At 64.9% G+C, this 12588-nt stretch carries 15 protein-coding genes; 6 read left to right on the top strand and 9 right to left on the bottom strand.

The features are described 5' to 3' along the window. The first annotated feature begins 222 nt into the window (after nt 1-222). Both FJV80_RS33930 and FJV80_RS33925 read left to right on the top strand, forming a co-directional pair. A complete protein-coding gene (locus FJV80_RS33930; protein WP_142878471.1) occupies nt 223-651 on the top strand; it encodes a polyketide cyclase in 429 nt (142 codons plus the stop codon). Then, nucleotides 641-1099 (top strand): MarR family winged helix-turn-helix transcriptional regulator, encoded by a 459-nt coding sequence (locus FJV80_RS33925; protein WP_245318256.1) that lies wholly within the window; start codon nt 641-643, stop codon nt 1097-1099. Before FJV80_RS33930 ends, FJV80_RS33925 begins: the two co-directional genes overlap by 11 nt. Nucleotides 1100-1232: 133 nt before the next feature. On the opposite strand, the gene leuB is transcribed toward FJV80_RS33925, so the two are convergent. The 5 genes from leuB to leuD form a co-directional block, all read right to left on the bottom strand. After that, a complete protein-coding gene (gene leuB / locus FJV80_RS33920) occupies nt 1233-2336 on the bottom strand; it encodes a 3-isopropylmalate dehydrogenase (protein WP_032932300.1) in 1104 nt (367 codons plus the stop codon). A gap of 85 nt (nt 2337-2421) precedes the next feature. Further along, nucleotides 2422-2772 (bottom strand): VOC family protein, encoded by a 351-nt coding sequence (locus FJV80_RS33915; RefSeq protein WP_095774854.1) that lies wholly within the window; start codon nt 2770-2772, stop codon nt 2422-2424. 4 nt (nt 2773-2776) lie between these two features. Next, nucleotides 2777-3169, bottom strand: a complete 393-nt coding sequence (locus FJV80_RS33910; protein ID WP_095774855.1) for a RidA family protein — start codon at nt 3167-3169, stop codon at nt 2777-2779. Between the two features lie 193 nt (nt 3170-3362). Continuing rightward, nucleotides 3363-4298 (bottom strand): hypothetical protein, encoded by a 936-nt coding sequence (locus FJV80_RS33905; RefSeq protein WP_095774856.1) that lies wholly within the window; start codon nt 4296-4298, stop codon nt 3363-3365. Nucleotides 4299-4369: 71 nt separating this feature from the next. Further along, the gene (leuD, locus tag FJV80_RS33900) at nt 4370-4975 is read right to left on the bottom strand and encodes a 3-isopropylmalate dehydratase small subunit (protein ID WP_019862120.1); all 606 of its coding nucleotides are present in this window, start codon (nt 4973-4975) and stop codon (nt 4370-4372) included. Nucleotides 4976-5130: 155 nt separating this feature from the next. On the opposite strand from leuD, the gene FJV80_RS33895 reads away from it, so the two are divergent. From FJV80_RS33895 to FJV80_RS33880, 4 genes are all read left to right on the top strand, one after another. Then, the gene (locus FJV80_RS33895; RefSeq protein WP_142878470.1) at nt 5131-5556 is read left to right on the top strand and encodes a GNAT family N-acetyltransferase; all 426 of its coding nucleotides are present in this window, start codon (nt 5131-5133) and stop codon (nt 5554-5556) included. Between the two features lie 91 nt (nt 5557-5647). Then, nucleotides 5648-5959, top strand: coding sequence for a metalloregulator ArsR/SmtB family transcription factor (locus FJV80_RS33890; RefSeq protein WP_064987727.1), 312 nt, complete (start codon nt 5648-5650; stop codon nt 5957-5959). After that, complete coding sequence (locus FJV80_RS33885; RefSeq protein WP_142878469.1) at nt 5959-6405, top strand: SRPBCC family protein; 447 nt, start codon at nt 5959-5961, stop codon at nt 6403-6405. Before FJV80_RS33890 ends, FJV80_RS33885 begins: the two co-directional genes overlap by 1 nt. A gap of 44 nt (nt 6406-6449) precedes the next feature. Next, the gene (locus tag FJV80_RS33880; protein WP_142878468.1) at nt 6450-6941 is read left to right on the top strand and encodes an SRPBCC domain-containing protein; all 492 of its coding nucleotides are present in this window, start codon (nt 6450-6452) and stop codon (nt 6939-6941) included. A gap of 170 nt (nt 6942-7111) precedes the next feature. On the opposite strand, the gene FJV80_RS33875 is transcribed toward FJV80_RS33880, so the two are convergent. Genes FJV80_RS33875 through FJV80_RS33860 form a run of 4 tightly spaced genes read right to left on the bottom strand, consistent with a single transcriptional unit; the run spans nt 7112 to nt 12141 of the window. Then, entirely contained in the window at nt 7112-8278 is a 1167-nt protein-coding gene (locus FJV80_RS33875) for an FAD-binding oxidoreductase (RefSeq protein ID WP_142878467.1), read from the bottom strand. A gap of 33 nt (nt 8279-8311) precedes the next feature. Continuing rightward, complete coding sequence (locus FJV80_RS33870; protein WP_142878466.1) at nt 8312-9913, bottom strand: ATP-binding protein; 1602 nt, start codon at nt 9911-9913, stop codon at nt 8312-8314. Beyond that, nucleotides 9904-10596: a response regulator transcription factor gene (locus tag FJV80_RS33865; protein WP_142878465.1), complete on the bottom strand. Its 693-nt coding sequence runs from the start codon at nt 10594-10596 to the stop codon at nt 9904-9906. The genes FJV80_RS33870 and FJV80_RS33865 overlap by 10 nt, the downstream gene beginning before the upstream one ends. A 3-nt stretch (nt 10597-10599) precedes the next feature. Continuing rightward, nucleotides 10600-12141 carry a DUF4173 domain-containing protein gene (locus FJV80_RS33860; protein WP_142878464.1) on the bottom strand — a complete coding sequence of 514 codons (1542 nt, stop codon included), beginning with the start codon at nt 12139-12141 and terminating at the stop codon, nt 10600-10602. Nucleotides 12142-12588 lie beyond the last annotated feature (447 nt).

The raw sequence follows: 12588 nt of genomic DNA, 5'->3' as shown, positions 1-12588 counted from the left end.
GGCTTCCATCCTTCGAAAGCCCGGCTTCCAAGTCAATTCTGCTTAGTCAAGCTGTCCGCTCCGAGGGGCGCACTCCAAAAAAGGGGGTAAGTCACTCCCAAAAAACGATCGTTCGGCCGAACTTCGTCACGGCTGAAGATTCCTCTTGCAATTTAATCCGCGCACAGATAGTCTGTGCACAGATCGAATGATCGATCAGACAAGACGAATGGAGCCAGGACAATGTGGAGCAATGAATACACCGCGATTTCCTCCCTTCCCGCAGCAGCCATCTGGAACGCGCTGAAGGCTTTGCACGAGGGCCGCCTCACCTATGAGGGGTCCGACACTTTCGTGCTGCACGGCCCGTTCGCCAAGGGCACCCGTGTCTCGGTGACGCCGGTCGGGCAGGACACGTTCGAATCGACCATCGTCGATCTCGTCGATAACGTCACCTATGCCGACGAGACTTCGTTCGGTGACACGAAATTGCTGTTCCGGCACACGCTGGTGCCGGTCGAGGGCGGCACGCAGGTGACGCACCGGCTCGAAATTTCCGGCCCCTCTGCGGCCGAGGTCGGACCCGAACTCGGCCCGCAGATCAGCGGCGATTTCGACGTATCGATGGCTAAATTGTTCGAGCAGGCAAAGGAGTTGGCGAATGGTGGCTGACGGACAGGATTTGAAGACGCGCTTCAGCGGACCTTCGGAGAGCCCCGGCTTGTTGTTGTGGCGAACCACCATGCGCTGGCAGCGCGTCATGACGGCGGCATTGACGCCACTCGACCTGACACATGTCCAGTTCGTGCTCCTGGCCTCCGCCATGTGGCTGGGCCGCAATGGCGAGCCGCCCAACCAGGTGCAGCTCGCCGCCCAGGCAGGCACCGAGGTGAAGATGACCTCGGACGTCGTTGCCCGGCTCGAGGCCAAGGGTTTGATCGCGCGGGAAGCCGACCCCAGGGATTCGCGTGCCAAGGTGATCCGCGTCACCCCGGCCGGAGCCGCCGCCGCGCAGCGCGCCATCGTTGCCGTGGAGACCGCCGACGCGGCCTTTTTCGAACCGGTGGACGAAGCACAGCTCGTCGGCCTGCTGCAGCTGCTGGCCGGCGACATACGCTAGAGCAATTCCAGGAAAAGTGTGAGCGGTTTTCCCGGGAAAGCGCATAGCGCTTTCCCTTGGGAATTGCGTCAAAACAAAGAGTTAGAGCGGTTCGCCGTTTCCATGAAACGGTGAAACGCTCTAAGTGAGCGCGTTAACCCAGGAACTTGGCGATGATCGCGTCGCCCATCTCGACCGTGCCGACCTCGGTCATGCCCGGCGAGAAAATGTCCTTCGTCCGCAGGCCCTGATCGAGCACGGCGGCGATCGCGCCTTCCAGCCTGTCGGCCTCATCGACCATGCCGAAGGAATAGCGCAGGCACATGGCGAAGGAAGCGATCATGGCGATCGGGTTGGCGATGCCCTTGCCGGCGATGTCGGGCGCCGAGCCGTGCACGGGCTCGTAGAGCGCCTTGCGCTTCTTGGTCTTGACGTCTGGCGCGCCGAGCGAGGCGGACGGCAGCATGCCGATCGAGCCGGTCAGCATGGCGGCGATGTCGGACAGCATATCGCCGAACAGATTGTCGGTGACGATGACGTCGAACTGTTTTGGCCAGCGCACCAGCTGCATGCCGCCGGCATCGGCCAGCATGTGGTCGAGCTTGACGTCGGAGTAGCGCGCCTTGTGCGTCTGGGTGACCACCTCGTTCCACAGCACGCCCGACTTCATGACGTTGCGCTTTTCCATCGAGGTCACATGGTTCTTGCGGGTGCGCGCCAGTTCGAAGGCGACGCCCGAAATGCGCTCGATCTCGAACGTGTCGTAGACCTGCGTGTCGATGCCGCGCTTCTGGCCGTTGCCGAGATCGATGATCTGCTTGGGTTCGCCGAAATAGACGCCGCCGGTCAGCTCGCGCACGATGAGGATGTCTAGGCCTTCGACCACCTCCTGCTTGAGCGAGGAGGACGCGGCGAGTGCCGGATAGCAGATGGCCGGGCGCAGATTGGCGAACAGCTCCATGTCCTTGCGCAGCCGCAGCAGGCCGGCCTCGGGCCGCACCTCGTAAGGCACGGCATCCCATTTCGGTCCGCCGACGGCGCCGAACAGCACCGCGTCCGCCGCCATCGCCTTGGCCATGTCGGCATCGGAGATCGCCGCGCCATGCGCGTCGTAGGCGCAGCCGCCGACCAGGCCCTCATCGGTGGCGAAGCCGCTGCCGAGCTTTTCGTTCATGGCCGATATCAGCTTCTTGACCTCGGCCATGGCCTCGGGGCCGATGCCGTCGCCGGGGAGCAGGAAAAGATGCTTCGTTGCCATGGAAAAACCGTCCCAGAAAGATTTGAACCGCGGCCTTGCTAAACGCCAAGCGCTTGCGGCGCAAGCCTGCGGTTCAGAACCGCGATCACCGATGTGAGAGAATGTTGACCAGCCGGCCCAGGGGATCGCGCACATAAAAGCGCCGCACGCCCCACGGTTCGTCGGCCGGGCCGTATTCGATGGCGAAGCCGGCGGCCTTCATGCCTTGAAGTGCCGCCTCGACATCGTCGACCTCGATCGACAGGTCCGGCACCGGCATGCCGGAGCCGCCTTGCGCCATGAAGGAGACCTGCACCTGCATCTGTTCCTCGGAGCCGTAAGTGGCGATCCAGCCCTGGTCCATCAGCACGTCGAGGCCAAGCACATCATGGTAGAAGCGCTTCGCCGCCGCCGCATCCTGCGTCTCGATATTGGCCACGATGCGCCGGACCTTCATGGTCTCAGCGCCCCGGAGCCGAGCGTCGCAGCGCCGTGACTTCGATCTCGATCTTCATTTCCGGCTTGTTGAGCTGGCACACGATCATCGTCGCCGCCGGCCTGATGTTGCCGAATGTCTCGCCCAGGATCGGGAAGACCACGTCCACAAAGGCCTGGTCGGTGATGTAGTAATGCGCCCGCACCACGTCTGATATCTCGAAGCCGCCGTCGGCCAGCGCCTTGCCGATCGTCGCCAGGCAGTTGCGCGTCTGCGCCTCGACCGTCTCCGGCATCGTCATCGACGCATAGTCATAGCCGGTGGTCCCGGACACGAAGCACCAGTCGCCCTGCACCACCGCGCGCGAATAGCCGGCGGTCTTCTCGAAGGGCGAACCGGTGGAGATCAGTTTGCGCATTGGGGGCCTCCTTGGATTGTGGCCTGCATCTAGCAGGCGGCTCGGCGCGGGTCGTGGGCCAAGCAGGGCCGACCATTGTCACGATGCGGTGAAGCGCTGCCTCCCTCCCATCGTAATCCTATGGCGAAGCAAGGAGCGGAGCGACGCAGCGCAGACCCCTGGATGACGAAAGCGCTGCGCAGACGTAGCCGCCCTAATTCGCCGACGACAGTGCCTTATCCAGCGCTTCTTTCACGTCGGCCGGCCATGTCGCCACCGCCGGCCAGGCGTTCGGCTGGCCATTGTCGCCGCGGCGGGCGAAGTAGAGCTTGTGCTTGGCCGGATCGACCGCCATGAAGCCGTCATTGCCGCCGCAATCATGCGGCACGCAGCCACTGGCATAGAAGGCGCCCGACGCGGTCTTTTCCGTGCCGCCGCCGACCAGCAGGCTGGTCGCCATGTCGGGCATGTCCTTGCCGAGCAGCTTTTCGGCTTCCTTGTAGACCGCCTCATTGTGGAAGGCGTCGATGATGTTGTCGTATGTCGACGGGTCGATGTCTTTCCAGTCGGTCCCGGGTTCCGGCATGTAGGTCAAATTGCCGGAGGTGGTCAGTCCCGATGTCGGCGACCACTGCAGGGCCGGCTTCTGATCGCCCGGCAGCAGATAGGGCACGAAATAGATGGCGCTGTCGGAGATCGCCGCCGGCGGCGCGCCGCATTCGTCCTGCTCGACCGTCGTGGTCTTGATCTCGCCGTCCTTCGGCTTCCAGACGATCACCTTGGCCGGGCCGCATTGATTGCCGCCGTCGCCGACATCGACCAGCGCCACGTTGACGTCGCCGATCTTCACGATCCTGTCGAAGAAGACATCGTAGTTGCTGGCCAGCTGCTTGCCGTCATAGGCGAGCACCTTCTCGCCGTCCTGCTCGGGCTGCGTGATGGTCAGCTGGCCGCCCTCGAACGGTATCGGCGCCTGCTTGTCGTCGTCGGCGGGCGCCGCGTCGCTGGTGCTCGACGATCCCTGGTCGGTCGCCGGCTGGTCGGCCGGCTTCTGGGCTGCAGTTGGCGTCTGTGTCTGCGCAAAGGCGCTCGCGCTGGGCATCAGCAACAAGGCCAAGCCGCAAACGCCGGCAAGAAGCGAACGTGCCATGACTGTCCCTCCCTTCAGTCGCCACCAAACCCGGCCTGAACCCGGCCGGGCCTATCGTCGGACGGTACCGCTCAGGCCCAGGGACGCTGTTCGGCGTTCTTCTTCTCGAACGAGGCGATGGCGCCGGCCTTCTCCATGGTCAGGCCGATATCGTCGAGCCCGTTGAGCATGCAGTGCCGCTTGAAGTCGTCGAGGTCGAACTTGACGACGCCGCCATCCGGGCCGCGGATTTCCTTGGCTTCGAGGTCGATCGACAAAGTGGCGTTGGAGCCGCGCGAGGCGTCGTCCATCAGCTTTTCGAGATCCTCGGGGCTGACGGTGATCGGCAGCACGCCGTTCTTGAAGCAGTTGTTGTAGAAGATGTCGGCGAAAGAGGTCGAGATGACGCAGCGTATGCCGAAGTCGAGCAGCGCCCAGGGCGCGTGCTCGCGGCTCGAGCCGCAGCCGAAATTGTCGCCGGCGACCAGGATCTGCGCCTTGCGGTAGGCCGGCTTGTTGAGCACGAAATCCGGATTTTCCGAACCGTCGTCATTGTAGCGCATCTCGGCGAACAGGCCGGTGCCGAGGCCGGTGCGCTTGATCGTCTTGAGATAATCCTTCGGGATGATCATGTCGGTGTCGACATTGACGATCGGCATCGGAGCGGCGACGCCGGTGAGCTTGGTGAATTTTTCCATGGCTTTTGCCCGTGTTTTCGTTGCGGGGGATTTGCTGACGCCCCGTTTACACAAAGCCGAGGGCAAATAAAAGGCAACTGTTCGTGCCCGCTGGCACAAGGGCCGTACCACAAAACGACTTCGAATTCGCGAAGCGATGGTGCAGTCTGGCGGCCATGGCTGAAAACCCCCATGTCCTCTACGCAAGCGAGCCTGCGCTCGGCATCGCCGAATTCCGTCGCGTGCTGGTTGAGTCCGGCCTCGGCGAGACACGGCCCGTCGATGATCCCGCCCGGCTGCGGGCCATGCTGTCCGGCGCCAATCTGGTGCTGACCGCGCGCCTCGACATCGAAGGCAAGCCGCTGATCGGCGTGGCCCGTGCAGTCACCGACTTCTCCTGGGTCTGTTACATTTCGGAGCTCGCCGTCTCCCGATCGGCGCAGGGGCTCGGCATCGGCAAGGGCCTGATGGACGAGGCGCGGCGGCAGCTCGGGCCGTCGGTCGCCATCAGCCTGATTTCCATGCCCGATGCGGTCGGCTTTTACGAACGCATCGGCATGAAACGCATGGCCGACGCCTTCTGGTTCTCCCGCAAGGGCTGACTTTTTCTCCCGTGGCCGCGCCCAACCGCCGACGGCGCACGATCTTGCCGCTTGACATGCAACCAAATGGTTGCATATTAAAGCCATGAGCATGGATGCAGTCTTTCGCGCCTTGGCCGACCCGACACGCCGGCAATTGCTGGACAACCTCCATGCCCGGAACGGGCAGACGCTGAACGCGCTGTGCGCGGAGATGGACATGACACGCCAGGCGGTGACCAAGCATTTGGCGATCCTGGAGGAGGCCAACCTCGTCACCACGCTGCGCAAGGGACGCGAGAAGCAGCACTACCTCAACCCGGTTCCGATCAACGAGATCGCCGAGCGCTGGATCGGCAAGTTCGAACGCCATCGGCTGGATGCATTGAGTGATCTGAAGAAACGCCTCGAAAGGGAAGACTGATGAGCAACAGCTTCGTTTACGTGACCTACATCCGCACCACGCCCGAAAAACTCTGGGAGGCGCTCACCGACCCGCAGTTCAACCGGCAGTTCTTCCTCTGCTCCTATCAGGAAAGCGAGTGGAAGGTCGGCTCCAGCTGGAAACTGATCTTCCCCGACGGCCGCGTCGCCGATTCGGGCGAGATCCTCGAGATCGACCCGCCGCGACGCCTGGTCATCAAATGGCGCAATGAATGGCTGCCGGAGGTCAAGGAAGACGGCTACACGCGCTGCACCTTCGCCATGGAACAGGACGGCGAACTGATGAAGCTTGCCGTCACCCACGAGGCCGACGGCCCGCACCGGCTGATCCCGAATGTCTCCAAGGGCTGGCCGCTGGTGCTGGCCAGTCTCAAGAGCCTGCTCGAGACCGGCAAGGGTTTCGAGCGCCCGCCGTCGAAAGGATGAAAGGCTCGTTTCGCTACCGAAACAAAACGAATGCGGAGGCACCGATGATGCACATCCTCGGGATACAGAGCATGACCAATGGCGAGACGATCATGGCGTCGGCCGAGATCGAAGCGCCCGCGGAACGCATTTTTCGCGCGCTGGTCACGAGCGAGATAGAGCAATGGTGGGGGACCGCCGACACCTACCGAATGGCCGACTGGTCGGCCGACCTTCGCGTCGGCGGCCGCTGGACTGTCGTCGTCCGCACGGCCGACGGCAGGGAGCTGCCGGCGGGCGGCGAGTTCCTCGAGATCGAAGCGCCACGCCGGATCGTGCAGACACGGGCCTATGCCTGGGACCATCCGACGCTTGGCCGGCGGCAAACCACGGTCGCGTGGCTGCTTGAGCCGACCGCCAAGGGCACGCGCCTCACCGTCTGCCATGGCGGTTTTGCCGGGCGCAGCGATGCGGCGGCCGAGCATGCCGAGGGCTGGGGCCGGGTGCTGGCCTGGCTGCAGGCTTATGTCGAGGCCGGGAGACTGGCGGCGGCTTAGGCGCCTCTTCCTTCTCCCCTTGTGGGAGAAGGTGTCGCCGAAGGCGACGGATGAGGGGTGCTCCAGGGAACGCCAACGCCTCACTCCGCTGGAACACCCCTCATCCGTCTCGGCGCTGGCGCGCCGATCCACCTTCTCCCACAAGGGGAGAAGGGAGAACCGGCCGCTTCTCAAATCACGTTCAATTCCCGGAACGCCCGTCCCTGGGCCACCCGCTCATAGCCGAACGCCGAGCAGTCGATCGTCCGGTACCCGCCATGCACGATCAACTCGGCCAGCGCCTTGCCGACCGCCGGCGCCTGCTGCAGGCCGTGGCCGGAAAAGCCGTTGGCGAAGAGGAAATTGCCGACCTCTGGATGCGGCCCGATCACCGCGTTCTGGTCGAGCGTGTTGTAGTCATAGTGCCCGGCCCAGGCTCGGGTCGCCTTGATTGCCTCGAAGGCGGGAATGCGGGTCGCCAGCACCGGCCAGATCACCTCCTCGAACAGCGGCCAGTCGACCTCGAAATCGGCGGGGTCGGCCGGGCCATCGCCCTCTTCCGGCTCGGCGCCGCCGGTGAGGTAGACCGAGCCTTCCGGCCGCACATAGATGCCGGAGGGATCGACCAGCAGCGGCATGTCGGCATATTTCTCGCGCGCTTCGAACACGAAGACGTTGCGCTTGCGCGGCTCGACCGGCAGCGCCAGCCCGGCAAGAGCCGCGACCTTGCCGGCATTCGGCCCGGCGGCGTTGACGACGATGCCGGCCTCCAAGGTCTGGCCATTGTCGAGCGAGACGCCGGTGACGCGGTTGCCGTTGCGCACGACAGCCGTGACCGAGGCCGTGATGAAGTCGATCTTCTTGTCGCGCAGCGCCTTGCGGAACAGCGTCAGCATCGCATGCGCGTCGAACCAGCCTTCGCCGGTCCGGCCATAGGCGCCGGCGGAAATACCCTCGGCCGACAGCCAGGCAAAGCGCCGCGTCAGCTGCTCGGCGTCCTCGAGCACGATGTCGGCGCCTTCGGCGACCTGCGCATCGTGGTTTGCCTTGAGCACCGGCAGGCCGTTCTCGCCAGCCAGGATGAGATAGCCGCCCTCGCGGAAACCGATATCGGCATCGGTGCCGAACGTCTCCTTCAGCCGCCGGAACAGTTTTAGCGTGAACTGCGACAGGCGGATGTTTTCGGGAATCGAGAATTGCTGGCGGATCGAGGCCATGGACAGCGTCGTCGCCGCGTGGGCGAATTGCGGATCGCGCTCGATGAGCGCGATGGAGCCGGAAAACCCTTCCTCGCGCAGATAATAGGCGACCGATGAGCCTACGATGGCTCCGCCGATGATGACGATGTCGTAGCGCACTGCTTTTTCTCCGAATCCGGCCGCCGGCAATCCTCACGCCACCGGCAGTGTGATCTCGAAGCGCGTGCCGCGCTCGCTGTCAACCAGTCGGATCATGCCATCATGCGCTTTCAGGAGGGCCAGCACGATGCCGAGGCCCATGCCGGTGCCGCCAGTGGAGCGCCGCGTGGTGAAGAACGGCTCGAAGATGCGCGCCCGGTTGCTCGGCGAAATGCCGGCGCCGTCATCGCCGACCAGAACTGTCGCCTTGCCGCCGGCGCTTGTCGCGGTGATCGAAACCAGCGTCGCGCCATGCCTGGCGGAATTGTCGATGAGATTGGCAAGCACGATTGCCGCGTTCTCGGCCGAGATGCGCAAGGCGAGATCGCCGCCCGCCTCGACGCGGACCATCAGCCTGGTGTCGGCGGGCAGCAGCGCCAGCGCGGCACCGATCGAGGTGCTTTCGCCGCTCGGTGCAAGATTTTCGGCCTTGGCCAGATCGAGCAGCCGCCGCACCAGCAGATTGAGCCGTCCGGCATCGGTGACGATGTTGTTGGAGAAGCGCCGTCGCTCCTCATCATCCATGGCGCTGCCGGAATCGCGCAGCAATTCGGCCGCGCCCTGGATCGCCGTCAGCGGCGATTTGAGCTCGTGCGAGACATGGGTGGCGAACGTCTGGATCGAGTCCGATCGCGCCTGCAGTCTTTCGGCCATGTCGAGGAAAGCGGCGGACAGCTCGGCCATTTCGTAGGTGCCATGATGGTCGAGCGGCCGGATCGCGTCGCGCTCGCCGGCGGCGATGCGCTGGGTGCGGTCGATCAGCGCATAGATCGGCCGGCTGACCGTGCGCAGGAACACCAGGCCGATGAGCAGCGTGCCGCCGAGGATGGCGATCGCCGCCAGGGTCACCTTGCCGCGTTCGCCATAGAGATGCTTGATGATGTTGTTGGGTGTCCGCGAGACATAGACCACGCCGGCGACTTGGCCGTCGACGGCCACCGGCAGGGCGACGAAGACCCGTACCTTGGTGCCGCGGCTGACCGAATAGAGCGGTGGCGCCGGCTGGTCGGGAATGCGCAGCCTGAGCGCGCTGGCATAGTGGCCACCAAGGGCGGTCCGCACTTCATCGACCTCGCCAAGCGACTGCCCGACCTCGCCGCGCCCGGCAATGACGACGCCCCGGGGATCGAGCAGCCGGAAGCCGGCCAGCGTGGTTTTCTGCGTGGCGTCGAGAATGCCGGACAGGCGCGCGCCGATCGCGGCGAAGGCCGGATCGGCGGTGACGGACATGGCGGCCGGCCGGGTCGGAAGCACGGCGTCGGAGGCGAGATCGAGACGCGGCTCGATCGGCCGGTACGGTCCGTCGGGATTGGCGGCTCGGCTGGCGCTGCCATTGGCCTGCGGCATCGGCGCGCCGAGTTTGTCCGGGGGAATGCCGGCGTCGCGCACCTCCTGCGCATAGATGGCGGCAATGGCCGCCCCTTGCGCGATCAGCTCCGCCTCGGTCTGGCGGATCAGCTGGTTCTCGTAGAGGCGGAAGAAGAACAGGCCGACCAGCGGCAAGGCCATTACCATGATCAGGATGGCGACGACGACCGTGGCAAGCCTTGGCCGCCATTTGCGGCCGATCCATTTGCTGGACGTCGTCAGCCGCATCGGCCGAGCCGGAAGCCGACGCCATGCACGGTCTCGATGGCGTCCAGGCAGCCCACCGCCGCCAGCTTGGCGCGGATGTTGCGGATATGGCTGTCGACGGTGCGGTCGGCGACATGGATCTTGCCGGCATAGGCGTTTGCCATCACCGCGTCACGGTCGAGCACATGCGCCGGCCGCGCCAAAAACCCTTTCAGGATCGAGAACTCTATCCCCGTCAGGGCAAGCGGCTTGCCGTCGAAGGCGGCAGCGTGGCTGGCCGGCGCCAGAGTGAGCTTGCCATGCGAAAACTGCCGGTCGTCGGCCGCTGCGGCCGGCGCCGGGCGGGCGCGGCGCAGGATGACGTTGACGCGGGCGACCAGCTCGCGCGGGCTGAACGGCTTCGTCACATAGTCGTCACCGCCCATTTCGAGCCCGAGGATGCGGTCGATCTCCTCGTCGCGCGCGGACAGGAACAGCACCGGCACATCCGATGTGTGGCGCAGCCGCCGGCAGACCTCCAGCCCGTCCATCTCCGGCATGCCGATGTCGAGCACGACGAGGTCGGGCGCCCGGCGTCCGATTTCCTGCAAGGCGGCGGCGCCGTCGGCCACCCCAAGCGTCTTCATGCCGGCCTTTTCCAGCGCGAAGCAGATCACTTCGCGGATATGCGGGTCATCGTCGGCGACGAGGATGTGATGCGGCATCGGTCAGCGGCCCGGCAAGGAAGGTTGCGAAGGCTGAGGAAGCACGAGCGACCCCTTGCTGTCGAGATAGGCAAGCAGGCGCCAGTCGCGAAAGCTCCAGGCCCGCCAGTTTGCCTGGACGGTTCGGTACCAACCCTCGTCGATGCCACGCAGTCTCACAAGTTCGCGTGCGGCGCCGGCCTCGGCGGTCTTTCCCTGATGATCGAAGAAACGGTCGAGTGCTGGAAACGCGCCCGGGCCGAGCGAGCGCAGATACCAGGCGTCGAGGGGGATGCCCTGGCCGGTCATTTCGAAGGAATGGTCGACATTGTAATTGGCGATCGTCGCGGCGAAATTGATGAAACAGCAGGCATAAAGCGTCAGGGATAACGTCAGAAGATTGGCGGAGGAGAGCCATTCATTGGATTTTCCGAGCGCGATGCGGGCGATGATCAGCGCAAGGCCTGCCGCCACCAGCCCCATCCAGACAAAGGCGGCGATGCGCCAGTAGGTCAGCGCATAGATGCCGACATAGAGGTCGAGCCGCAGGATCGACGAGATGACCAGCATGATGTTCTGCGCCACCCAGGCATAGACCAGCCGGCGGATGACGGGATCCCCCGATGTTTCGCTGCCCGGCCTGAGCGCCGCCAGCACGAACCCGGCGGCGAGCAGTGCGGTGACAACAAGGGGATAGGCGCCACGATGCGCGTAGGCCGCGTAGCTCAGACCGTCGGGAAGGGCTGCCCCGCCCCACAGATAGGTGGCATCGAGCCCGGTCTGCAGCGCAAACAGCACGTTGAAGACGATCAGCGCGCGCAGGATGGCGGCCTTGCCGAACACGATGTCCTCGATGACGTGGCTTTGCGGATTGATCGCCGCCGCGGCAAGGGCATGGTTCGGCCGGGGGCTGCGCCGCGAAAAGCGCGGCAGGCGTGGCCGCAGAAAGGCCCAGACGCCGGCGAGCGCGAACAGCCAGAAGGCGACGCGCGCCAGCTGGATGAGGTCGAGCAGCTTCATCAGGTCGATCAGCGACAGCCAGTAGTCGATGACCGGATTGGCGGCGCCGAACAGTGCCAGGAACACGGCGCCCAGTGTCAGCGGCATCACCCAGACGGCGATCGCCGCCAGCCGCACACGTCGCCCGCCAAGCCGGCGCACCGTCTTGCGCCAGCGGATGAAATCGCGGACGAAGCGGAACGGCGCCGCAAGCCCGAACAACGCGATCTGGCCGGCAATGCGCGCCATGCCGTGCCGCAAGCGACCGCTCAACGAAAGCGCGAACACGACCAGCGCCGCGAGCGCGATCGAGACGGACAGGAGGCTGACATTTTCGGCGAGCGGCAGCAGTGCGACAAGCAAGGCGGCGGGCTTGAGCCAGACCCTGATGTCGCTGAAGGCCGTGGGATGCACGGCCACGACCGCGGCGGCGATCAGGATGGCGAACAGGAAGGCGGTGATGCCGGCGGGCTGACCGTAGAACAGGAAATCCGCCAGCACGACCAGCAGCACGGCAACACCGAAGCGACCGCAATAACTTGGCGCGGCAGAGAAGAACGCTGTCACGACCTGATCCTCCCGATGGTGTCCAGCCGGAAGGTCGGCGGACACTTGCGGGCGAAAGGGATGAGAATCGCCATGGGATTCGCGCATGGCGGATCGACCAGCCACCAGCCTTCGCTGCGCAGGCGCTGTGGCACGGACCAACGGGGTTTTGCTCGCTTGTGCATGCCGGCTGTTTCGCAGGCCGGCAGGGAGATGGCAGGGCGGATCCGAGGAGCTTTTCCGCAGGCCTGTGCAGTTTTCGTGCAGGGTCGCGCGCCAGGGCTGGTGTGTCGCCCCAGCCAGGCTCCTTCCTCTCCCTCCGGAGGGGGGAGAGGTGGCTCGGCGAAGCCGAGAAGGAGTGGGGGAACCACCTGGCAACCGCCGCGAACGGGCACGGGAAGGGCACTAGGCGCAAATGTCGCCTTGCCTTGCGCCCAAGGGTCGACCCCCACTCCGTCGAGCTTCGCT

The organism is Mesorhizobium sp. WSM4310 (assembly GCF_007003935.1).
In the GTDB taxonomy this organism is placed as follows: Bacteria; Pseudomonadota; Alphaproteobacteria; order Rhizobiales; family Rhizobiaceae; genus Mesorhizobium.
This window is presented reverse-complemented; position numbering and strand designations above follow the sequence as displayed.

What these genes read in the sequence shown, in the direction of transcription:
- FJV80_RS33925 (WP_245318256.1), top strand. Translation starts at nt 641, where the DNA reads ATGGTGGCTGACGGACAGGATTTGAAGACGCGCTTCAGCGGACCTTCG.
- FJV80_RS33895 (WP_142878470.1), top strand. Translation starts at nt 5,131, where the DNA reads ATGGCTGAAAACCCCCATGTCCTCTACGCAAGCGAGCCTGCGCTCGGC.
- FJV80_RS33890 (WP_064987727.1), top strand. Translation starts at nt 5,648, where the DNA reads ATGGATGCAGTCTTTCGCGCCTTGGCCGACCCGACACGCCGGCAATTG.
- FJV80_RS33905 (WP_095774856.1), bottom strand. Translation starts at nt 4,298, where the DNA reads ATGGCACGTTCGCTTCTTGCCGGCGTTTGCGGCTTGGCCTTGTTGCTG.
- FJV80_RS33870 (WP_142878466.1), bottom strand. Translation starts at nt 9,913, where the DNA reads ATGCGGCTGACGACGTCCAGCAAATGGATCGGCCGCAAATGGCGGCCA.
- FJV80_RS33915 (WP_095774854.1), bottom strand. Translation starts at nt 2,772, where the DNA reads ATGAAGGTCCGGCGCATCGTGGCCAATATCGAGACGCAGGATGCGGCG.
- leuD (WP_019862120.1), bottom strand. Translation starts at nt 4,975, where the DNA reads ATGGAAAAATTCACCAAGCTCACCGGCGTCGCCGCTCCGATGCCGATC.
- leuB (WP_032932300.1), bottom strand. Translation starts at nt 2,336, where the DNA reads ATGGCAACGAAGCATCTTTTCCTGCTCCCCGGCGACGGCATCGGCCCC.
- FJV80_RS33880 (WP_142878468.1), top strand. Translation starts at nt 6,450, where the DNA reads ATGATGCACATCCTCGGGATACAGAGCATGACCAATGGCGAGACGATC.
- FJV80_RS33910 (WP_095774855.1), bottom strand. Translation starts at nt 3,169, where the DNA reads ATGCGCAAACTGATCTCCACCGGTTCGCCCTTCGAGAAGACCGCCGGC.
- FJV80_RS33885 (WP_142878469.1), top strand. Translation starts at nt 5,959, where the DNA reads ATGAGCAACAGCTTCGTTTACGTGACCTACATCCGCACCACGCCCGAA.
- FJV80_RS33930 (WP_142878471.1), top strand. Translation starts at nt 223, where the DNA reads ATGTGGAGCAATGAATACACCGCGATTTCCTCCCTTCCCGCAGCAGCC.
- FJV80_RS33865 (WP_142878465.1), bottom strand. Translation starts at nt 10,596, where the DNA reads ATGCCGCATCACATCCTCGTCGCCGACGATGACCCGCATATCCGCGAA.